Annotated in this window: 26 protein-coding genes; 14 read left to right on the top strand and 12 right to left on the bottom strand. The window is 41.6% G+C overall.

Going from position 1 to position 21,685, the window contains the following annotated elements; translation table 11 throughout:
- Positions 1 to 855 carry a universal stress protein gene (locus tag ACO06Y_RS20845; protein WP_422080977.1) on the bottom strand — a complete coding sequence of 285 codons (855 nt, stop codon included), beginning with the start codon at positions 853 to 855 and terminating at the stop codon, positions 1 to 3.
- Positions 856 to 974: 119 nt separating this feature from the next.
- Between ACO06Y_RS20845 and ACO06Y_RS20840 the strand changes: the two genes are divergently transcribed.
- Positions 975 to 1,427: a DUF2267 domain-containing protein gene (locus ACO06Y_RS20840; RefSeq protein WP_422080976.1), complete on the top strand. Its 453-nt coding sequence runs from the start codon at positions 975 to 977 to the stop codon at positions 1,425 to 1,427.
- 54 nt (positions 1,428 to 1,481) lie between these two features.
- On the opposite strand, the gene ACO06Y_RS20835 is transcribed toward ACO06Y_RS20840, so the two are convergent.
- Positions 1,482 to 2,126, bottom strand: a complete 645-nt coding sequence (locus tag ACO06Y_RS20835) for a hypothetical protein (protein WP_422080975.1) — start codon at positions 2,124 to 2,126, stop codon at positions 1,482 to 1,484.
- A gap of 174 nt (positions 2,127 to 2,300) precedes the next feature.
- Between ACO06Y_RS20835 and ACO06Y_RS20830 the strand changes: the two genes are divergently transcribed.
- The 6 genes from ACO06Y_RS20830 (at position 2,301) to ACO06Y_RS20805 (ending at position 6,623) form a co-directional block, all read left to right on the top strand.
- Positions 2,301 to 2,957 carry a WG repeat-containing protein gene (locus ACO06Y_RS20830; RefSeq protein ID WP_422080974.1) on the top strand — a complete coding sequence of 219 codons (657 nt, stop codon included), beginning with the start codon at positions 2,301 to 2,303 and terminating at the stop codon, positions 2,955 to 2,957.
- 7 nt (positions 2,958 to 2,964) lie between these two features.
- Positions 2,965 to 3,729, top strand: coding sequence for an SDR family NAD(P)-dependent oxidoreductase (locus ACO06Y_RS20825; protein ID WP_422080973.1), 765 nt, complete (start codon positions 2,965 to 2,967; stop codon positions 3,727 to 3,729).
- A gap of 38 nt (positions 3,730 to 3,767) precedes the next feature.
- Positions 3,768 to 4,331 carry a GyrI-like domain-containing protein gene (locus ACO06Y_RS20820; protein ID WP_422080972.1) on the top strand — a complete coding sequence of 188 codons (564 nt, stop codon included), beginning with the start codon at positions 3,768 to 3,770 and terminating at the stop codon, positions 4,329 to 4,331.
- A gap of 3 nt (positions 4,332 to 4,334) precedes the next feature.
- Positions 4,335 to 5,120: a GNAT family N-acetyltransferase gene (locus tag ACO06Y_RS20815; protein WP_422080971.1), complete on the top strand. Its 786-nt coding sequence runs from the start codon at positions 4,335 to 4,337 to the stop codon at positions 5,118 to 5,120.
- A gap of 61 nt (positions 5,121 to 5,181) precedes the next feature.
- Positions 5,182 to 5,676 carry a hydrolase gene (locus ACO06Y_RS20810; protein ID WP_422080970.1) on the top strand — a complete coding sequence of 165 codons (495 nt, stop codon included), beginning with the start codon at positions 5,182 to 5,184 and terminating at the stop codon, positions 5,674 to 5,676.
- A gap of 254 nt (positions 5,677 to 5,930) precedes the next feature.
- Positions 5,931 to 6,623, top strand: coding sequence for a hypothetical protein (locus tag ACO06Y_RS20805; protein WP_422080969.1), 693 nt, complete (start codon positions 5,931 to 5,933; stop codon positions 6,621 to 6,623).
- A 148-nt stretch (positions 6,624 to 6,771) separates the two neighbouring features.
- Here ACO06Y_RS20805 and ACO06Y_RS20800 read toward each other — a convergent pair whose 3' ends face one another.
- A complete protein-coding gene (locus tag ACO06Y_RS20800) occupies positions 6,772 to 7,971 on the bottom strand; it encodes a serine hydrolase domain-containing protein (protein ID WP_422080968.1) in 1,200 nt (399 codons plus the stop codon).
- A gap of 286 nt (positions 7,972 to 8,257) precedes the next feature.
- Here ACO06Y_RS20800 and ACO06Y_RS20795 point away from each other — a divergent pair, with 286 nt between their 5' ends.
- Together ACO06Y_RS20795 and ACO06Y_RS20790 are read left to right on the top strand one after the other, a co-directional pair.
- Entirely contained in the window at positions 8,258 to 8,857 is a 600-nt protein-coding gene (locus ACO06Y_RS20795; RefSeq protein WP_422080967.1) for a flavodoxin domain-containing protein, read from the top strand.
- 32 nt (positions 8,858 to 8,889) lie between these two features.
- Positions 8,890 to 9,351 carry a hypothetical protein gene (locus ACO06Y_RS20790; protein ID WP_422080966.1) on the top strand — a complete coding sequence of 154 codons (462 nt, stop codon included), beginning with the start codon at positions 8,890 to 8,892 and terminating at the stop codon, positions 9,349 to 9,351.
- A gap of 46 nt (positions 9,352 to 9,397) precedes the next feature.
- Here the strand turns inward: ACO06Y_RS20790 and ACO06Y_RS20785 are convergent, their stop codons facing one another.
- From ACO06Y_RS20785 to ACO06Y_RS20750, 8 genes are all read right to left on the bottom strand, one after another.
- Entirely contained in the window at positions 9,398 to 10,144 is a 747-nt protein-coding gene (locus tag ACO06Y_RS20785; RefSeq protein ID WP_422080965.1) for a slipin family protein, read from the bottom strand.
- Positions 10,145 to 10,388: 244 nt separating this feature from the next.
- Positions 10,389 to 11,048, bottom strand: coding sequence for a hypothetical protein (locus ACO06Y_RS20780; protein WP_422080964.1), 660 nt, complete (start codon positions 11,046 to 11,048; stop codon positions 10,389 to 10,391).
- Between the two features lie 148 nt (positions 11,049 to 11,196).
- Positions 11,197 to 12,216 (bottom strand): hypothetical protein, encoded by a 1,020-nt coding sequence (locus tag ACO06Y_RS20775; RefSeq protein WP_422080963.1) that lies wholly within the window; start codon positions 12,214 to 12,216, stop codon positions 11,197 to 11,199.
- A 7-nt stretch (positions 12,217 to 12,223) separates the two neighbouring features.
- Positions 12,224 to 13,384 (bottom strand): M20 family metallopeptidase, encoded by a 1,161-nt coding sequence (locus ACO06Y_RS20770; RefSeq protein ID WP_422080962.1) that lies wholly within the window; start codon positions 13,382 to 13,384, stop codon positions 12,224 to 12,226.
- Positions 13,385 to 13,389: 5 nt separating this feature from the next.
- Positions 13,390 to 14,001: a flavin reductase family protein gene (locus tag ACO06Y_RS20765; RefSeq protein WP_422080961.1), complete on the bottom strand. Its 612-nt coding sequence runs from the start codon at positions 13,999 to 14,001 to the stop codon at positions 13,390 to 13,392.
- 109 nt (positions 14,002 to 14,110) lie between these two features.
- Complete coding sequence (locus ACO06Y_RS20760; RefSeq protein WP_422080960.1) at positions 14,111 to 14,500, bottom strand: DUF302 domain-containing protein; 390 nt, start codon at positions 14,498 to 14,500, stop codon at positions 14,111 to 14,113.
- Positions 14,501 to 15,693: 1,193 nt separating this feature from the next.
- The gene (locus ACO06Y_RS20755) at positions 15,694 to 16,557 is read right to left on the bottom strand and encodes an OmpA/MotB family protein (RefSeq protein ID WP_422080959.1); all 864 of its coding nucleotides are present in this window, start codon (positions 16,555 to 16,557) and stop codon (positions 15,694 to 15,696) included.
- Between the two features lie 228 nt (positions 16,558 to 16,785).
- Positions 16,786 to 17,244 (bottom strand): pyridoxamine 5'-phosphate oxidase family protein, encoded by a 459-nt coding sequence (locus ACO06Y_RS20750; protein WP_422080958.1) that lies wholly within the window; start codon positions 17,242 to 17,244, stop codon positions 16,786 to 16,788.
- Between the two features lie 240 nt (positions 17,245 to 17,484).
- On the opposite strand from ACO06Y_RS20750, the gene ACO06Y_RS20745 reads away from it, so the two are divergent.
- The 5 genes from ACO06Y_RS20745 to ACO06Y_RS20725 all read left to right on the top strand — a co-directional run bounded on the left by ACO06Y_RS20745 (position 17,485) and on the right by ACO06Y_RS20725 (position 20,979).
- On the top strand, positions 17,485 to 17,862 hold the full coding sequence (locus ACO06Y_RS20745; protein WP_422080957.1) for a response regulator transcription factor: 378 nt from the start codon (positions 17,485 to 17,487) through the stop codon (positions 17,860 to 17,862).
- Positions 17,863 to 18,049: 187 nt separating this feature from the next.
- Complete coding sequence (locus ACO06Y_RS20740; protein WP_422080956.1) at positions 18,050 to 18,559, top strand: nicotinate-nucleotide adenylyltransferase; 510 nt, start codon at positions 18,050 to 18,052, stop codon at positions 18,557 to 18,559.
- Positions 18,560 to 18,611: 52 nt separating this feature from the next.
- On the top strand, positions 18,612 to 18,818 hold the full coding sequence (locus ACO06Y_RS20735) for a dodecin family protein (protein WP_422080955.1): 207 nt from the start codon (positions 18,612 to 18,614) through the stop codon (positions 18,816 to 18,818).
- Between the two features lie 224 nt (positions 18,819 to 19,042).
- Positions 19,043 to 19,453, top strand: a complete 411-nt coding sequence (locus ACO06Y_RS20730) for an archease (RefSeq protein ID WP_422080954.1) — start codon at positions 19,043 to 19,045, stop codon at positions 19,451 to 19,453.
- Between the two features lie 74 nt (positions 19,454 to 19,527).
- Positions 19,528 to 20,979, top strand: coding sequence for an RtcB family protein (locus ACO06Y_RS20725; RefSeq protein WP_422080953.1), 1,452 nt, complete (start codon positions 19,528 to 19,530; stop codon positions 20,977 to 20,979).
- On the opposite strand, the gene ACO06Y_RS20720 is transcribed toward ACO06Y_RS20725, so the two are convergent.
- Positions 20,969 to 21,601, bottom strand: coding sequence for a phosphoribosyltransferase (locus ACO06Y_RS20720; protein ID WP_422080952.1), 633 nt, complete (start codon positions 21,599 to 21,601; stop codon positions 20,969 to 20,971). The genes ACO06Y_RS20725 and ACO06Y_RS20720 overlap by 11 nt on opposite strands.
- Between the last annotated feature and the right edge of the window lie 84 nt (positions 21,602 to 21,685).

Below are 21,685 nucleotides of genomic sequence, written 5' to 3'. Positions count from 1 at the left end.
TTAATGGATGACTTTGGAGGTGTCCGGAAGTACCAAAAATGGTATTTGCACATGAAAGCCGATCTGGTCTATATTTTGTTTAATGAGCAACCGTTCAAAAAACGAATGGCCCCGGTTCATCATAGCCAAAAGTTGGAAATCGTTTCCCTCTAGGTGATCCAATATGGCATTTGGCATTAATTTCTCCCGTATCTCGGTAAATTGATAGGGTACTTTCTTCAGACATTTTTTTAAGTGCGTCTTATTGTGTTCCTGCTGCTCGGTAAGGTCGTACTCTTCCTTTACATGGAACACGGTAATTTTTGCTTTATTTGTTTTTGCTATCTCTAAAAGCGGTTGTAGCTCCGCTATTTTATATTTAGACCAATACCCGGTTGGGAAAAGAATATTGCTGACTTTTCGGTGCTTGCTTTTTTCGGGTATGGCCAATACGGGAATCTTTGCCTTGCGGATTACGAATATGGTGTTTGAGCCCAAGAAAAATTGTTTGGCCCCTGTTGCCCCTTTGGTACCCATGACTACCATTTCTATTCCCTTTTGTTGGGCCAACTCGTTAACTTCATCCGTCAGCAGGTTAAAGGCGGATACGGTTTCAAAGCTATGTTTTGGGTTTGGAAGCTGTCTTTGAATATCTTTGAGAGTCTTTTCCAATCCGGCCAGGGAAATATCCACACCTACATCCGGAATGGCACTAAAGGCAGGTCCACCGAGCATATAGTCCATCCTATAAAAAGCTGGGGTATAGGTATGCAAAAGATAAAAGGTAACGGTTTCCTCCTTAAAAAACTCCAGGGCGTACCGTATGGCATTCCATGCGTTCGGGGAAAAGTCGGTAGGTATCAATATGTTTTTCATTCGCCATTATTTTTTGCATAATCAAAGATAACCGAGGGAAATTCCTTTTAAAATGACGAGGGTCATTGGCAATGCGTAGGGAAACCATCAATTTTAGGTTTCACTTTAAACAAAACATCATGGCACTTAATTTTAATCAATATGCGACCGAGGGAAACACATTTTTAAAAGAATATGCCAAGCATTTGGGCCTGGGCAAGGATACTGAAAAAGCCGGTAGAATAGTAACCTCTATATTACATGGGTTACGGGAGATTATCCCAATACAAGAGTCCTTGCAGTTTATTGCCCAACTGCCCATGTTCCTAAAGGCCGCCTATGTAAACGGTTGGACGATCAAGAAAAAGAAGCCGAAAATTAAGCATATGGAGGAGTTTGTGGAGTTGGTGAAGAAATTTGACGGGGCCGCCGCCATAAACGATTACGGCTATGAAAATGAATTGGCCGAAAAATATATTGATCTGACCTTTAGGTATCTGCGAAAGTATGTTTCCCTGGGAGAGATGGAGGATATCAGGGATGGACTTCCCAAGAATTTAAAGAGTATGATTTATTCAAATATAATGTTCTAAAAATCGGCAAACAGTATGTAGTCTTCAGTAGGTAGAAGGAATACGTTTTATTACTTACTGAAGACTGTTCGTTTTTTGAATTACGCCTTCCCGTTCCAACTGCATGATAATTCGTTCCACATAATCATCAACGGTAGAGGTTATGTCTGTGGGGTCCACAATGTCAAAAGTGCCTACCCAGACCAGCGATCTGTCCATGTCCTCCTTAATGTTATAAATGGAAGTCTCCACATGGTATACTTGATAATCGCTATAATAATCAGGGGTATAGTACAAATCTTGAAAACGATAGTAGTAGGGTCCGAAACGGTACCAATGATAACCAAAAGTATAGTATCCTGAATTATAGCTTCTTTTATCATCCACTCCGATAATGGCCGTGATGACCACCGCATCAAAACCTTGGGTCAATAATTGTTCTTCCATGGCATCGATTTCCTCCTCGCTTCTTTGTGAATCGGTAAAAGACCTGTCCAATACCATACTGCTTTCATGGGCATCGATACCGTATTTTACGAACTGTTTTTTTAGTTCCTCCTCAAAGATCATTCTGGCCGTAAGGTTTTCGGTCATACCAATAATCAGCAGTTTTTCGGGTTGGAAGGAACTAACCTCCTTGTTCTTCCAACTATCCACAAACCGTGTTGTGGAACAGGCCATTACAACAAAAAACCCGAATAAGGATACCCACTTTTTCATCGCTCCAATTTTTAAGGTTTATACCTCAAAATTAGAAACCTTGAATAGGGGCACAATGATTTGGATCATTTTAAGAACCGTTATTTCCGTGGTGTTTCGATAGGTGCGACTGATTCAAATCATTTCAAAAGAAGACGTGCACATGTACATTTGAAGAAACCAAAACTCATGGATATGAAACATACATATATACTTTTTGCCGTACTAATGATATTACCCTTTCTGGGTATAACCCAAACGATGGAAGAGATCAACGAACCTACAATTTCGGAGCTTGATGAAGTTGCACCTTTCAGTGAAGGCCTGGCTGCGGTAAGAAAAGGGAATCAATGGGGATTTATTGACCAAACAGGAAAACTGGTCATCGATTTTAGAGATGATGTCGTATGGGACAAAAATAACGATGCTACCCGAAGCGATGTTAGGGGTATCCGTTATCCCCAATTTAAGAATGGGCTTTGCCCGATACAAAAAATAGAGGACGAAGGGATTCCTTTTTATGGCTTTATGGATACGCAAGGGCAGATTGCCATCCCGCCGGAATACCTTAATATCGCCCATTTTGATGGAGGTAAGACGGTAGGCATTTATTGTAAACGAACTTTTAGGGGCAAGAACAATTTTCAACTGAATATTTATGAATACACATTTACCGAAGTGGTAGTAAATACCAAGGGGGAGATGATCTGGCCTATTCGGGATAGGGATGGCATTTTAATGACCAAAAGACGTTACGAAATACCCGAACTACGGGCAAGCTTGGTTTCCGAAGACCTTTTGGCCGTAAAGGGTAGCGATAACCGTTGGGAAATACGCAGGATGAATCTGTAATTTGAAAATGATGAACCGATTAAAGAATAAGGTCGCCCTTATTACCGGGGGTGCCGGGGGTATTGGACAAGCAACTGCAGAATTGTTTTTGGCAGAGGGAGCCAAGGTGGTTATTGTGGATAGGGACAAGGGAGCATTGGAAAAGGCCAATGATCAGTTGGATCATCCTAACCTTTCCTACTGCGTTGCCGATGTTTCGAAAACGGAGGACACCCAAAACTATGTAAAACGTACCTTGGATGTACATGGCAAGATCGATGTATTTTTCAACAATGCCGGTATTGAAGGAGTCTCTAGACCCATTGCGGAATATCCCGTAACGATTTTTGACAAGGTCATTGCGGTAAACCTCAAAGGCGTATGGCTTGGTTGCCAATATGTAATTCCTAAGATGTCCGAAGGTGGTAGCGTTATGATTACTTCCTCCGTTGCAGGGTTAAAGGGTTTTTCCGGCCTCGGGGCCTATGTGGCCAGCAAACATGGAGTCATTGGAATTATGAAGGTAGCCGCCCTCGAATTTGCGGATAAAAAAATCCGCGTGAATACAATACACCCAGGTCCCGTGAACACGGATATGATGCGGCGTATTGAAAAGGACATATCACCTGAAGACCCCAACGAGGCATTAGGGAACTTTGAATCTTCCGTTCTTTTTGGGCGATATGCGGAGCCACGGGAAATTGCGGACATGGCCCTGTTTTTAGCTTCGGACGAGAGCAAGTATTGTACGGGCTGTACCTATGTAGCGGATGGGGGTATGCTTACTGCATAATAGCCGGATCGACTCCTAAAACAAAAAGATTTGCACATATGAAAACGCTCCAGATTGTATTGTGGACTATTGCGGTGCTTGTTGTGATACTAGTTTCGGCATACACATACTACGGTGGTTTTGTCACTATCTCCCCTGAGATCAAGGAAGTTGGTGGCGAAACCTTGGTCTATGAAAAAATAACTGGGGATTACAGTCAAAGCTCCGCTATTTCCGATAGGGTCTACCAAAAGTTATTGGAAGATCATCAAATAGCCACTACAAAAGGTTTTGGGATTTACTATGATAATCCAAAGGTTACAGAAAAAGATAAGTTGAGAGCGGACATAGGATGTATTTTGGAATCTGATCTTGATAAAATGGAAGCACTGAAAAAAGATTTTGAAGTAATGGAATACCCTAAGGACAAATATCTTGTCGCAGAGTTTCCGTTTAAAGGGATGCCTTCGGTACTTATCGGAATCCGAAGGGTTTATCCAACCCTAAATGTTTACGCTGAGCAAAAGGGCTATGCGATGGACACCCCGGTTATGGAGATTTGGGATGTTCCAAACAAGAAGATAAAGTATCGAAAGGCATTGGTGAAAATTGAAAAAATCTAAGCAATGACGAACTCGTTAAAAATAATGGAGGTAACCCCGGAGAATGTTCAAAGGGAAACCCTGTTTTGTGTTAAGGATATTACCAATCCGGCATTTGAAAGCAAGCGAAAATGGTTTGAAAAACGTCATGGGGAGGGCCTAAAGTTGAAAATCCTAAAAAACGGGAATGACCAAATGATAGGGTTTGTGGAATACACGCCGGCCGAGAATGCCTGGCGACCTGTTGATGCGGAAAACTATATGTTTATCCATTGTATGTATGTCTATTCCAAAAAGGATAGGAACAGAGGTTATGGAACTATGCTCATTAGGGAAGCGGAGCAAGAAGCCATTAACAAAAATAGGTCCGGAGTTTGTGTAATGACCAGCAAAGGCAGTTGGATAGCGGACAAAGGTGTTTTCGAGAAAAATGGGTTCAAACAGGTAGATCAGAGAGGAAGGTTTGAATTGTTGTCCAAAAAGTGGGAGGCTACGGCATTAGATCCCAAACTATTGGATTGGACCGTTCAGCAGAAAAAGTACCAAGGTTGGCATTTACTCTATGCAGATCAGTGCCCCTGGCACGAGAAATCGGTCGAGGCTTTGTTGCATACGGCAATGGACTTTGATATCCACTTAAAGGTGACCAAAATAGAAACGGCCAAGGAAGCGAAAAATGCCCCTTCGGGCTATGGAGTATTCAATTTGCTACACAATGGAAAGTTACTCGAAGACCACTACATCAGTGCAACGCGATTCAGAAATATTCTAAAAAGAGAACTTGAAAGCAATGAACAGGTTGGATCGTAAATAAACACCTCAATCTGTCTATTGTTACCAGAAATGTGAATTGGGTTTTAAAACATAGACCATGGAACAAGCTAAGAAAGAATGTTGTCCCACTTTCGATTCGGAAAAATGGGACGGAAAGACATTTAAATGGGATCATAAGAAATTCATCAAGGCATCGGTACCTACACTTTTTCATATACCACTGCCACCTATGATCGGGAAGAAGATTACCAAGATGGTGAAGCTAGCGGAAGAAGCCCAAAAATTAGCAAAGGATGAGGAAGATATCCTTTTGCTATTTATGGACCCAAATGCGTTTAAATCCGATATTTTCCTATCCGTAACGGGTACCGTACCCAATACAAAGAATACCACGTTATCCGGAACTTTTGTGAGCAAGGTTTTTGATGGACCTTTTAACTCGGTTCCCAAATTCATGAAACAGATGGATTCTTATTTGGACACATCCGGAGAAAAAGCAAAAAACTATTATGTGCACTATGCCTATTGCCCAAAATGTGCTAAAGAAAAGGGGCATAACTATATGGTTTTGTTTGCCGAGGTTAAGGATTAGGACTAGGAATTTGGAAAATGGATCGGAAAATCAAAAGGGAAATTGTTTTTAAGCAAACTGGAATCTTGAAAATTAAACTGTGATTTTTTCCACTTAACCTATGACAATGGACATTTGTTTTGTCAAGTTCCAGAATTATATTTGATTATTTGAACTAAAAACACGGATTCAAATCAAAAGGGTAAAAGTGTGTAAAGTAGATATAACACTATAGTGGATACATATATGTCGTCACCCCATTAATTTTAAACAGTATGAGTACTAAAGAACTGTATAAGCATAAGCAAGAAAATGATTTTGAACAGTTTTATGAAAAATTGGAGACTTTTCTCCCGGAATTGAAGAAGTTCATGACCGGAAGTCTCAAAGCCGCCGAAAGGCAAGGCGATTTGGATGTAGGGTTTTATGATGCCGAGGGCATGCTCAATGAAGTTTATTTGGAGACTTTTAAAACTTTCTCCGGTGAGATGGACGAAAAAAGATTACGGAGATCGCTCTTTAAAAAGGCCATTCAAAAAATGGACGAGAAAAGGGCCCTGGAGATTCCCGATGATGTCAATACACATGCTCTGCTGAAGGCTGAAATGAAGTTATTAAATGAGGATTTTACCACGGATGGCGATGGAGACCTCATACTTAATGAAGAATTGGACGACATCTCATACCAACAAAAACAGGGTTGGTCAAAACAAATCTATTTGGATGCCTCCTTGGAACAATTGATGATCCAAAAACTTGGACTTAATGAAGCCTCCTTGCTTTCCGATGAAAAAAGGCGATTACTGGGATTTTTGTATTCAACTATACCGTTAAGAAGTAAAATGGTGGTGGAACTGCTGGTTTTTGGTAATCAGGACACTTTGGAGATATCCGAGATATTGGAAGTGCCGGAGGAGGTAATAAAAAGGACACTATTCAAGGCAAAGGAACGATTTAGGTTGTTGTAGTCGGCGCAGACAAAAAATAGTCAAGTCCTTTCATTTCTTTTTTATTACTTCTTGGCCCTTGATATCGAGGGTCGGATTTTCAATAGTGTTTTGCTATGCCAAGTAAGTTGATTTGCTGCCGGTATCGAGAACTTTTTTTGGATCCGTTTCATGGCAGGGAGGGCAAAACATATTTTTCAAGAAGTTTGAATTGCCGAAGTTTTGAAGTGTAATTACCACCCGTAAAGACTACTACGGTATTCAACTTCGGAATCACTATGATTTTTTGGCCGCCCCACCCACCGGCATAGAAACCCTTAACGGTTTTGCCGGAGTAGGAAAATTGGTCTATCCACCAAGAATAGGAATACGCGATTTTATCGGAATCTTCGCCAGGAACTTTAATTGCCGTATTGCCTTGGAACGGGGTCATACTTTTTTCCACCCACTGTTCAGAAATAATCCGTTTGCCTTTCCAAACACCATTTTGGAGAAAGGTTATCCCGATCTTTAGCATATCCCTGGGCTTCAGCCGTAATCCCCCAGCTGCCTCAAATACACCATTATCAAATTGCACGGACCAATCGAACGTCTCGATTCCCAAGGGATTAAATAAAAACTTTGCAGAAAACTCGTCTATTGTCATTTTTGTGGCATTCCGAATTATTTCCCCCAATATGATCATGTTTCCCCCATAATACGAATAGGATGTTCCGGGCTCATGTAAAAGTTCTCCTTCCAAAATAAAACTAAGGGGATCTTTTTTGGAATACCAAATCGCAATAATAGGGTTCTCCAGGTTGCTATAGCGAGACTCCCATTCGGACCATTCAAGACCAGAGGTCATAGTCAGAAGATGTTCGATCGTAATTTTGGATTTGTCCCTGGTCTTGAGATGCTGGTGCTCCGGCAAATAATCGAAAATAGATTGATGAACGCTTTTTATAAAACCTTTGTCCACGGCAATGCCAACACAGGCCGAAGTGATACTTTTACTGTCCGACATTACACTATGGAGCATATTCCTGTCCCAATTCACCCATTCCCCTTCATGTCCGGGGGCATCCCATTGGTATTTATGTCCCGGAAAATATTCCTCTAATACCAGAGTATTATCTTTATAAATAAGGATGGAATGGATTTCCCTAAATTTGCCTTGTTGCGTTTTTTTGACCGCTTTTCCCATGATCATCGAATCCATACCCACCTCGTTCAGGTGTCCCGTACGTAACCCATCATTGATTGCTTCTGGAGGCTCATATTTGTATTGACCGGAAGTGTTGGATCCACAACTGACAATTAAAAAAGCAAAAAAGAATAGGATCTGAATTGCTTTTATTTGCTTTGGATATGTCTTACTAATTTCCATAGGACTTAGAGCATATAGATGTTCCCGTCAAAAGTATACCGTAATCCGTAAATCCCCTGTGTTGAAAGTTACAAAGGAAAAATCCGGTATTTATGTTGCCATCCTTGTCGGTGTCAGCGCCTAACAAATAGTGCACAAATACCTTATTATAACGATTTTTTCGGGCAGTTGGATTGGTGCCAATTATGCACGAACGGATTTACAGGCCCTAAGGTAATTTGATTTTAGGTGCTTCGAAATGATTTTGGTCAATGGCCTTTAGTCAAATGCAAATAAACGGATTTGGATGATCAGGGTCATTTTAAAGGTGAACGTATATCGATATATTGTGGGGTTGAATTATAAGATCAAAACGATGAAAGCAGCGATATTCTATACCGGAAAGTTCGGAAGCACAAAAAAGTATGCCTACTGGATAAACGAAAGATGTAGTTTCCCCGTTTTTGATTTGAACAAGGAAAATCCAGATCCTGAGGCGTATGATCTTCTTGTTTTAGGCAGTTCCATTATGATTTCGAGGCCCACAATCCAAAAGTGGCTGAATAAGAATTGGCCCAAGATCAAAGACAAGCCCATTTTGTTATTTACCGTCTCCGGTGCAAAACCAGGACATCCGGATTTGCAAAAGTGGCTTGAAAATAGTTTTTCCGGGGAAATTTTGAAGCAAATAGAATACGTGCCTTTGCGGGGAAGGTTGGCATTAAAAGAGCTACCTTGGTATATTCGATTTTCCTTGAAATTTGCGGCCCGGGTCGAAAAAGATCCTGAAATCAAAAAACGGATGTCCGAGGGGTTCGATTATATGGATAAACACAGCATCGGCCCTATTTTGGAGTGGATCGGAGAAAAACAAACCGATGAATATGAGGTACAACTTGTCATTTAAAGAGGGCCTTGCATTTTCATGAATAGATCTAAATGAAAAAATCGATTTCAAGCTACCTGTTGATAGGATTGGTTTTTTTTCTTGCAATTGGTGCAATTTGGGGTGGATTAAGCTTGGTACTGGATCCCTCGGGCGTGGACATTGGGTTTCCTCCCGCGATGCTAGAGCAGTTGGAACAATCGCCTTTTTCAAATTTTTTGGCGCCCGGATTGTTTCTATTCCTATTCCTTGGGATTTTCCCGATGATCGCTACCTATGGATTGATTACAAAAAGGGAATTGAAATGGGCTAAAAAAATGAATCCCTATAAAAATCGGCACTGGTCCTGGACATTTTCCTATTACATAGGTCTTTTGCTCATACTTTGGATCAATATGCAGCTTTTGTTCGGCATCGAATTCGGTATCCTCCATTTTGTCTACACGCTACTCGGGGTGCTCATAGTCTTTGTCGCACACCTATCCAGCACAAAAAAGATATATTCCATCCCCTAGGAATAGTATATTAAGGACAAAATGAAAAATAGATGAATACGATACATCAAGTCGACTTCTCTTCCGGCTTTCGGGGAAGCACTTCCTCTGGAAATGGGAATAGGATCGTGGAATTCTTTTCGGCCGCAATATTGGATAAGGTCTGATACAGTCTTAGTTTAATGGCCGAGGGCGATTGATCTATGAGTTTTCCGGCTTCCAACAACTTCCCGGCGGCTTGTTCTTCCGCTACCGCCAAAATAATCCTGGCCCTTCTAGATCGTTCCGCTTCGGCCTGGTTCGCCATCATCCGTTTCATATTTTCAGGCAATTGGATGTCCTTTATTTTTACATCGATTATCTCTATACCCCATTCATGGGTTTCCTGTTCCACTATGGATTTGATGTTCTTGCCCATTTCTTCCCTTTTGGAAAGGATAGTGTCCAGCTCTACCTTTCCACATACATCCCTCAAGGCGGCTTGAGAGAGTTGTGTGATAGCAAAGGAGAATTCTTCCACCTCCAATACGGCTTTTTCAGGGTCGTTTATCTTAAAGAAGACCACGCCGTCAATACTGCAGGGTACATTGTCCTCGGTCATGACTTCTTGGGAAACAACGTTGATGGTAATCACCCGAATATCCACAACCTGTATGGTCTCCACAAGGGGAATGATCCATCGAAATCCAGGCTGTAACGTCTTGATATATTTACCAAAACGGAATTTTAAGGCCCTTTTATATTCAAATACAATGCGTATTCCGGCCAATAGAAACAGGCCCAGAATAATAGAAAATAGGAACAAGGGGTTCATAACGAAATGCTTTAGTTAGATGAATCAATGTTTCACGAAAATTCCGAACAATGGAATATTCATATAATGCAGGCTCAGGCCCTGGATACTGTTTTGGGAATAGCGTCGTAGCGCTTTCCTAAGGTAGAGGGGTTGGTCTTTTAAAGTTACGAAAATTACGTGGGAGAACAAAAAAGTCGGACTCCAAAAAAGCCAATAAAATCACTTATTTTATGGGGTTTAGAAAGATATCACCCAAGACAGGTCAATCCTGATTATTATGTTCATTGGAAATGGACTTTAGTTTTTTGTAAAAGGAAATATTCAAAAACGAAAACCAAAGAATGCAACAGATAAAAGTCAATTTCTGGATGATGGGAAGCAAACGTATAAAAACACCGGTTTCATAGCTATAGTAGTTCACCACAAAAATGAATAGACAGACAACCCCAAATAGGCAAAGCTTGAAGTATCCCATCTTAAAAAGCTCTATAAAACAAGTAATAAATGCCAAAACCCCAAAAATACCCGCTAGTCGCAAGGTAACATCATGGGTTCCGGAAGTCAAGAAAAAAGTAGTCCCCAAGGATAGGATGCCCGATAACCACATGATACTTCTGTTATAGCTTTTAACCGTAAAAAATAAGGGTAAATAGGCCCATAATAGGAGTAGGCTAGCGCAAAGTATGGCCAACGATGTCCTTGCAAAGTATCGCGCGGAATTTAGTTCTCCATTGATTGCATAGTGATCCAATAGGTCACATAGGTAATTGTTCCAAAAGCTAAAGCCATTTTTATCGGGCATGGCAAAGGATCCCCCTGGATAGTTCAAGGCGGCAATAATGTATAAAACAATGAACAGGCCCATCCCCACTAAGGGAAGCAATAGGATAACCGGTCTGGGTGTATCTATTCTAAAATTCATTGTCAACAACAATGGTTCTAATCGGGGAATTTCAGAAACCTGCGAAAACCGTAATTTTTTCCATAGTTTGGGTTCCGGTAAACTTACCTAAAAATAGATTGCGAAAAGCTTCTTTATAATGTCAAATTGAAAATCCTTAAGCATCCTACTAGAGCAAAAGTCCTGTTTTTGTCGCCAATATTTGTTTTAGCTCCTCGGTGGTATTCCAATCAATGAGGTTCAATGCCCTAACACCACAAAGTCGATGTACCATTTGAATTCCTGCGAACGTATTGGAGGCAATTCCGGTGACGATATCCGGAACAACTTCAAAGGCTTTCATCAACCCGTACACGGCGTAGGGATCCGAAGCGGCCAGTATGGTACATTTTACATACTCCCTTAGCATATCGATCGCGATATCCCCGTTATACGGTTCCAATGGTGAAGCCCCGATCTCAATAACCGCTACATCGGATTTTTGAAATTGGATTCTGCTAAATAGCTGTACCAATGCCGTCCGGTATTTTTCCTCTGGAAAAATAGAGGAGGGGAGCCCCACGTCCACAAAATCCATCACGGCATCCGCGCCAACATCCTTTAGGGCCAAAATATCCTTAAACCGTCCTGCACCTGTAAGTTTTGCCCCTACTACGGAATATCCGGCCAATTTAAAGAGATGGGTTACGATACGGGCAGAGGTGGTCTTACCGGCTGACATGGAGGTACCCACAAAAAGAACCACGGGTGTATTGAATGGAATTTCTTCCATAGGTTCCACAAAATCCTGCATATTCAATTTCTTGCCTTGTCTTTGGACATGACCTTGATATTGCACTTCTATCATATTGGGAATAAAGGCCGATTTTGAGGTCAATTTCCCCATTAATCCAGCCCCGGTTAACACATGCATTCTAAGGTCGTTTCCTACCTCCCGCCAAGTACCCGTGGCCTCCAGGGTTGCAAAACGTTCGCCCAAGGCTCCTACAATGAACTCGCCACCGATGACACCTCGCATCCGGCCGTTGGGAAGTTCAAGATTCAGGGTATTGCTACCGGCATCGACTATTTTGCAGACCACATAGTCACCGGTTTCCCATTTCATTCTGGGAAGTTTCCGAGTACGGAAACCCGTTTCCGATAAATCCGAAATACGGGTAAGTGAGGTATAAATATATTTTTGGTCCATATCTAGATCAATTTGTCGATTTGGATAATAACAGTAAGGTTAACAAAGCGGTCCGCTGGGGTAGTTGCTCCATATAAATGAATTCGTGCAAGGCATGGGCGCCATCGCCGGTTGTACCCAATCCGTCCAAGGTCGCCGTATAACTGCTTGTAGTATTACCATCCGATCCGCCGCCCGCAGTTGCCTCTTCCAATTCCAGGCCCAATAGCAGGGCCTTGGCCTTGGCCATTCGCCATAATCTTTGGTTTCTTGGTGTTCGCTCCATCGGAGGTCTGCCCATGCCCCCTTCCACAATAACCTTTACATTGGGGATACTTGGTCTAAGCCCATATATTTTTTCGGTAATGGCTTCACCGTCTTTTCCGGTAAGCACACGAACATCAACGACGGCCTTACTTTCAGGAGCTACCACGTTAGGGGAGATGCCTCCTTGGATAGTACCCACATTTACCGTAATACCCTTTTCAAAATTGTTCATGGCATACAGTTGTTGTACCTGATGCGAGAGCTCAACTATGGCATTGATACCTTTGCCCGGATCTAACCCGGCATGGGCCGCCTTACCTTTTACGGTTATGGTAAAACGGCCAAGTCCTTTTCTTGCGGTCTTCAATTTTCCCTTAATGCCCAAAGGGGGCTCCATAACAAATGCCCGCTCGCAAATCTTTGCCAATCGCTTAATAGTGGTGCGCGATTCATGGCTTCCGATTTCCTCATCGGAATTGATAAGAACAATAGGTGTCAAGGGTAGTTCCATAGCCCGTTCTTTAATGACCTTTAAAGCGAAGATCAATTGTGAAAGCCCCGCTTTCATGTCATAGACGCCCGGCCCTTTCATTTTATCGTCATTTTTGGAAACGGGCATGGTTATGAGGGTTTCTTTTTTCCAGACCGTATCGCAATGCCCCAATAACAGTTGTAATGGTTTGCTTCTATCCCTTTGTTTGGGACGCGCGTAAAGATGGCCACCAGTTTCCTTGCCCTGGACATGGAGGACAAAAAAGCCAAACTCCTCGAGTTTTTTGCCAAGGAATTTCAGGATTTCCCTTTGGGATGGGATATCGTGTGAGGGCGATTCTAGACGCACTAATTGTTCGAGCAGTTCAATCTGTTCATTCTTGTGCGTTTTGAGATAGTTCAGCACCTCCGTGGCGATATCTACGGCCATACCTTTCATTTTTTGAAATCTTTGGGAAACGGGAAATTGAAGGTGTCGGAAACCTTGGCAAAACGGCCAGGAGCTATATAGGCCAATAAAGGATGTTTATATAATTGTTCCTGTTCGTCCCTTTCCGATACCCGTAGATAATCCTTATCGACATAGACCGCCTTTACGATGCCCGTAATGATGCTATTGTAATCAAAACCATCAATAATTATGTATAGTTCGCATTCCAAATATAAATAGGCATCCTTGATCAATGGTGCATCCATTCCGTTGGCTTTTACAATGGATAATGCCTCCACGATACCCTGTGATTTTGAGATATTATCTTCCCTCGGGGATGCACTTAAAGAAGTAGTGATGATTTGGTCCGGTTTGGGAAAACTTACGGTAAATTCCCCATTTTCCTTTACATTTCCATAGGTGCCATGCCTTGGGGTACATACAAAGCCAAAATAGTTACCAAAACCCAAGGGAGTCGCCATGTGTTTTGGTGCAAGGTTATATCCTTTATCCTCCTTAGTGCCTATAATAACCAATGGAGCAATCGTAAATACGCGCTCCCAAATGGGAAGGTTTAAATCCAGGGAAGTGAATAGGTCTTTGCTTAATGTTTCCATGCCATGAAATTATGGCTATGGATGGGGTTCTGTAATGATTTTGGTCAGGTTACGTGGAGTATAAAATCATGTCCCAAGTTTAGGAAGACCAGTTTTAGGAATCTGTGGCTTAAAGACTACTGACCGCCTTTTTTAGTTTATCCCGAACTTCCTCTGCGATTCCTTTCAATGCCTCATTTTGTATTGCCATCATTGATGCAATGGGATTTACTGCGGCTATTTCAACACTACCGTTCGCAATTTCATGGACTATGACATTACAGGGCAACATGGTACCTATCTTATCCTCCACCTGTAGGGCCTTGTAGGCAAATGGTGGATTACAGGCCCCCAGAATCATGTAGTTGGGGAAATTTACATCCAACTTTTTCTTTAAAGTAGTTTTGATGTCTATTTGACTAAGAATTCCAAAACCTTCATTTTTAAGGGCCTGGATTGTTTTTTCAATGGCTTCCTCAAAAGGGATATCCGTAAGTATTTTATTAAAATAGTAGCCCATCCTTATATATTTTTTGTGATTGGATATTTTCAATTCTATAATGGGTCTCCTAATCCGTGGAGGTTGGGGGAGACTAAATGGTAAAAACAGGAGACCATAGGCCTCCTGTTTCCTTTTGAAATGTTCGATTCATTCTACACTTCCGATTTATACTTAAGTTATCTTATCACTAAGAATGCCGTGGGGTATGATCATGGCAGAGGATAACTGGAACTTTTCCGGCCTTTATCGTCTTGTGACTCAAAAGACCTTCCCCTAAGAATTTCCATCCGGCATCCAACTATCCGCATTGTTGAATGGAATCTCCATAGAAGTACACTAACTACATAAAAATCCGGAATTAGAGAATTAGGGAAATCAGTGGACACCATTTTACAGTTGCCAAAAACATGATGAATGGGAAATCTCAAATTTGATTTTGATCAAAACCAAAAAAACAGGAAGCCGAAACTTCCTGTTTTCCCATAAAAAAATGAAATCCATCAATACTTTCTATCAATCTTTTAAACCACTTTATCACTAAAATGGGTTAATCTATTAATTTGGGTATTGACCGCATCCTTTTCTCTACTATGCTCGCTACCACCTGCTGATGCTACCGATCAATGCCTTATATGTTCAAAAAGAGACCGGAATACCGAAATATTCCGGTCCCCTAGAAGATGTTATTCAACCTGATGACCACCTACACTGGCCCTTACTTGAATCTATCGCTAGATTCTTTCAGCACTCAAAAGGTATAACAGGTATATATAACCTCTTCCTTTGCTTCATCTTACTACTCCCCACGAATAGTAAGTATGTTTTGCCGTTTTCAAAGAACTGTATCACTTTTATTCGAACGCTAATATAGGGTGACGAACCTCTATTCAAAATGACCCAGGTCAGTTTGGGACTTTTTTTGCTTTTTTAACATTATTGTTTTCTATCCAATCGTATAGTACCTCCACATCTTTTTTATTGTATGGTCCTGTACAGGGTTATGGTCTTGTTCGTTGGTCGCGATCGTTAGTTGGACCCCTGTACTTTCAGTGCCCCGATTTTTCAAAAGTTGCGGGTTTACTGGGTACCCAAGTTATTGTTGCGTTACGTCAAAATAACCTAAGAACCCAATAATCAAATGGCATCCGGCAATTTTATTATTCGTTAAAACCCATGGCTCCGTAAATAGGGGAGCGGTTTGATCCAATATATTATCCGTTTTCTTGAATACTTGCTGTAGGGGGTTCCAAAAGCTCAAAAAACTGATCCAATTTGGGCAGGATTACGATTTCCGTCCTACGATTTTTGGCCCGTCCCTCCACAGTTTCGTTGGTAGTCTTGGGGAGATATTCGGAACGACCTCCGGCGGTCATCCGCGAGGGTTGCACGCCAAATTTGTTTTGCATCAACCTAACTATCGAAGTAGCCCGTTTAACGCTTAAATCCCAATTGTCCATCATGCATTCGTTGGCAATGGGTACATTGTCCGTATGCCCTTCTACCAAAATATCCAGTTCGTTGTGGTCGTTTACGATCTTGGCTATTTTACCAATGACTTCTTCGGCCCGATCACTAATTTGGTAACTCCCCGAACGGAATAGCATCTTATCCGAAATGGAGACATAGACCACACCTTTCTTTACCTCTATATTGATGTCGTCATCGTTAAAATCGTCCAAGGAACGCTTTAGATTCATGACCAGTACTAGATTTATGGAATCCTTGCGCTGCATTGAGGTGGTGAGATCTTTGATGTATCTGTTCTGTTCGTTCAATGCCTCCAAGGATTGTTTAATACTTTCCGCCCCTGATTTACTTACTACGGATAGATCGGAAAGTCTGGCCAAGAGATCGGTATTGGTGCTTTTGAAATATTCCATTTGTTGCTCCAATGATTTTACACGATTTTTTTCATTTGCCAGATTATTTTCAAGCACGGCAACCTTGTTCCGGCTATCGCCCAATGTGCTTTCACATACTTCCACCTTTTCCTGAAGGGCCATATACTTTTTCTGGCTTACGCAAGAGGCCAATGCCAGTATCCCCAGCATCGCCATAATCCTTAAAGTGTTCATTGCTTTGGGTTTTAATTTATCATAAATGCTTGTGCAAAGGAAAATGGGGCGGGAATTTTGTACAATGACCTGTGTCATACCCAAGACAATCCGTGTTTCCGGTCTTTCCCAAAATCAAGGCAACGGCACTGCGGAAGAGTATTGGGACAAGTACACTGTTTTGGAATTGTGGTTAATTCTACGGGATTGGCCTTTTAAAGATGGGAGGGCACTAAATACCGAACCTTATCAACCTGATCTTTGTTTTCCCGTAATCCCCAAGAGTTGAATCCGATAAACTATCGGGGAGGTGCCCTCTGCCCCGAGTTTGCTTGAGAATTCAGAAATAAATCGCAACTTCTTGGTCTCCTTACGGTTGATGATCTCCTTTACCCCTTTTGAAAATTCATGAAGTAGGTTCTTGGCATCGATGCCGCTGAGTTCCTCAAATTGGCCGTGCGCCAAGACCGATTTCCAACGATTTACCGACTCAATTTCATCGACCTCCATGGATACCGATCGGTTTTTCCGCATAGCATCAATTTTATGGCCCTCCAGGGAATAACTGATAATACTGTTGTGCGCTTGGTCATAGTAATAGGTAATGGGGATTACAAAAGGACTCTCACCGGCAATGTAGGCCAAATGGCCAATGTAGTTGTCGCAGAGCAGTTGAATGCATTCCCTGGAACCTAAATCCTTTATCATAACGCTTTGATAATTGTAGTATTTATGAAATAAAAATAGGGGAGAAATGTTTCTTTCAATATGATGTAGATCAGGAAAATGGCTTCCCTTCAAGAAGCAATATTTGGTCGTATCTTTGGTATTTTGCGATTTCCCGTAAAGGAGTCCTACGTAAACAAGGGATTATTCTTTCGAGAACTATTATATTTATGACATGCTACTTACTTTCTTAGGATTTGATTTCGTGAAAATCAACGGCCAATGACCACTATTTTGCTTATTGAAGATCATATCGGTATCTTGGAGAATACAGCTGAACTTTTGGAGCTCGAGGGTTATCAGGTCATTAAGGCCAAAAACGGAAGGGAAGGTCTTAAAAAATTAGCTGATTTTATACCCGATCTTATCATATGCGATTTGCTAATGCCGGAAATGGACGGACTTACGTTGCTGGTCACTTTGGGGAAGCACTCTGATTATAAGAAGATCCCCTTCATTTTTTTTAGTGCCAGGGCGGAAAAAACGGATATCCAAAAAGGATTGGATCTGGGTGCGGACGATTACTTGATAAAACCTTTGGAACTTGAAGATCTTCTGACCTCGATTAAAAAGTGTTTACAAAGAAAAAAGCTCTCCTAAACTTTCCTCCACAACCTTTTAAAACACTTGATTTTTCTACCCTTTTTTTATCATGAAAAGGGAATAACGAGCGGAATGATCCAGGTCATTGCGGAACTACCATAACCCGAATACATTTGATCCGGCGAACATAGGAAGAATGTTCATCCAGTATTTACTTAAGTAGTATTAACATAAATCCATAGTTATGAAAAAAGTTGTTTTGGGCCTATTGGCCATCGGCTTCACCTTCCCCACTTATGCACAGACCGTAGATACGAAAAAACTCTCCGAGGTAATAGTATATGCTACGAATTATAGATACCTAAAGGATGTAAACACACAAGAAGTAGCTTCCATTCCTGTTGAATTGTTAGAACGCAAAGTAGCTGCCTATAATCCAAAGGGTTTTGATTTTTATCAGGACGAATACAATCTGTACCAAATCAGTTTTTACCTTCCGGAAGGTAAAATTCTTGCGGCTTATGACAAGGATGGAAATTTGATTCGTACTGCCGAAAAGTTCAAGGATATTAATTTACCAAACCCAATACGGGAGGCCGTCCTAAAACGTTTCCCCGGATGGACCGTAACCAAGGATATTTATTTGGTAAGCTACCATAGGAAAAAGGGTGCGGTAAAAAAGTACAAGCTAAAATTGGAAAATGGGGACGAGACTATTCGTGTGAAAATTGACGAAACAGGAGAATTTTTATAAGATGTATTTGCCATAACCCATATAAATTATTATTCACTTAAAAATATATAGTATGTCCGTTTTAAAAGTAATCGAAGTCTTGGGCAATAGCACTCAGGATTTTGAAGATGCCATCCAAAATATTGTCGATGAGGCATCTAAGACCGTAAAGAACATCAAATCTGTTTATATCCAGGATATGCAGGTGACCGTAAGCGATAATCAAATTGTTGAATATCGCGTGAATGCCAAAGTTACTTTTGGTATTGTGGAAGTATAATCCTTTTTTTGAACAAGGATTATCTAAAAGTACTGCCAAAACTAAGTATCCTTCCCTTGGCAGTACTTTTTTATTTTAAAATTCCTAGAATCCGAGCTTTTTCCAAAAAAGGTTTGCCAAACGTTAAAATTCATAAGACTGATTTGAATCATTGTGGGATTAATACATTTTGTCATATTCATACAAAGCGGAAATCAAATATTGTGGACAAAAACAATTGAACAATGGCACAATCCATGGAACATATAGCGGATATTGGGATACAGGTAAGCGGGTATACGCTCCAAGAACTTTTTAAGAATAGCCTAAGGGAAATGGCGCAAATTCTAAAGGAAGGGTGTTGCGATACCATTGATCATTATGATTGTTCCATGAGGATAGTTATATCTTCCAATGACACAACTTGTCTCTTGATCGATTTTTTATCCGACGTACTGGCCCTTTCCTATATACAAAAGACCCTTTTCTGCCATGTCTACTTTTCAGAACTCTCGGCTACAAAGGTCGATGCCCAGCTATATGGCATATGGTTCGACCAGTTTGATGAGGAAATCAAGGGAGTGACCTACCATGAAGCGGCTATATCAAGAAATGCCCAAGGTTGTTTGGAGACCAATATCATTTTTGACCTTTAATTTTTTAATACCAAAACGAGAACGCTATTTGAGTGCGTTTTTCTTTAAAATACCAACTTGTTGGATTTAGAGGTGTGAAAAAAGTCCAAAAAGAGCATATAACAAAATTGGAGGACTATCTGTGGGAGATTCCAAAATCCTTTCGGGAGGACATGCGTGTCCCTGCCCAAATCCTTGCCTCGGAGAGTCTTCTTGATGCCATTATCAAGGACAGATCCCTTAATCAATTGGTCAATGTAGCTACACTTCCAGGTATCAAAAAAGCATCGATGGTGATGCCGGATGTACATGAGGGCTATGGTTTTCCCATTGGAGGGGTGGCGGCAATGGACTACCCGGAAGGGGTTATTTCACCGGGAGGAATAGGCTATGATATCAACTGTGGGGTACAACTGCTTACATCACAACTTCAGATACAGGACAACAAGGATATCATGGAAGTCCTATCTAAGGAATTGTATGCACAAGTCCCTTCGGGCATGGGAAAGGGGGGAACAATTAAACTTTCCATCGAACAACTGGACGAAGTACTTGTGGAGGGCGCCCATTGGGCCGTGGATCATGGATATGGAACAAGGGAAAGCCTATCCTATATGGAAAGTTATGGAAAATTGAAGGATGCAGACCCTGCCTTTGTTTCCACAATGGCCAAAAATAGAGGATTGGATCAATTAGGAACCATAGGCTCGGGCAATCATTTTGTGGAGGTCGATTTTGTGGAGGAGACATACGATAACGCCATTGCCAAGACCTATGGTTTACAAAAAGGTCAGATAGTCCTTTTGATTCATACAGGTTCCCGGGGCTTGGGGCATCAAGTGGCAACGGACCATATTCGTAAAATGATGGCGGTCACGTCGCAGTATGGGATACATGTACCGGATAGGGAATTGACCTGTGTTCCTTTTAATTCAACAGAAGGACAGGAATACTTTAAAGCCATGTGCGCAGCGGCTAATTTTGCCTGGTGCAACAGACAAATCATTTCTTGGGAAGTTAAAAGGGCCTGGGAAAATATTTTTGGTAAAAAGGGTGGGGACTTGAGGTTGATTTATGATGTGGCGCATAACATTGCAAAGATTGAGATGCACACTATCGAGGGTACGCCCCAAAAGGTCATAGTACATCGTAAAGGTGCAACACGTGCCTTTGGTCCAGGATTTGAGGAGTTACCGCTTGCGTTTAGGGAAGCCGGACAGCCGGTAATCATTCCGGGAAGTATGGGTACATGCTCATATGTCCTTGCCGGTACCTCCAAAAGCCATGAAATGACCTTTGGATCCTGTTGTCATGGTGCAGGAAGACGACTTTCGAGAAGTGCGGCCAAACGAGTGGTCAATGCCCCTGTTCTTAAAGAAGAGCTTAGGGAACAGGGTGTTTTTATCGAGGCCGGTTCCTTTAGGGGCATTGCGGAAGAAGCTCCTGTAGCTTACAAGGATGTGGGTTCGGTTGTTGATGTCGTAAATGCCTCGGGAATAGCAAAAAAAGTAGCAAAATTGAAACCGGTAGCGGTTATTAAGGGTTAATGGCATTGGTTTCCTCCAACAATTGTATGGCCCTTTGATCGGATACCTGCCCAAACACTTTATAGAACTGTCCTACGGCCTGAAAATCAGCGGGCGTTTGTAAGCAGATGGTTTCGGTAAGATTGGGAATGGTTTCAAATTTTCTGATGACAGCGCTTGGTGCTACAGGTATGGCGACTATTATTTTTTGGGGCTTTTGATAGGCTGCTAGTTCTATTGTAGCAAGAATGGTATTGCCCGTTGCCACACCATCATCCACAATGATAACGGTCTTATCCTTTAGGTTTTGCGGGCACCTATCTTCATAGTAGTGCTCGTAGCGCTGTCCAAGTTTTTTCCGTATTCGTACAATTTCCCTGTCAATATAATCTTGGGGCACGCCATGGGCATTGGTGAGTATAATATCGTCCAGGCTAACCGCCCCAATGGCATATTCCTTATGGTCCGGGTGTCCTATTTTTTTGGTAAGGGCCACATCCAAAGGAGCGTTTAAGGTCTTGGCGACAATAGAACCGATAGGGAGTCCACCTCTAGGTATGGCCAAGACCACTACATTTTCATTTCTGAACCTGAGCAATTTTTCCGCTAATTGAATTCCTGCGTCAATTCTATTCCTGAACATTCCCATAATCGTTGATTTATACAAAAAAATCTTAAGGTCCCATCTTGGTTTATTCACCCTATCAAAGCCTTACCCGTTCAATCG

It is taken from the genome of Ulvibacterium sp., assembly GCF_965228935.1.
Taxonomy (GTDB): domain Bacteria; phylum Bacteroidota; class Bacteroidia; order Flavobacteriales; family Flavobacteriaceae; genus Ulvibacterium.
The sequence above is the reverse complement of the archived record's forward strand: the minus strand, read 5'-3'. Positions and strand labels throughout refer to the sequence as shown.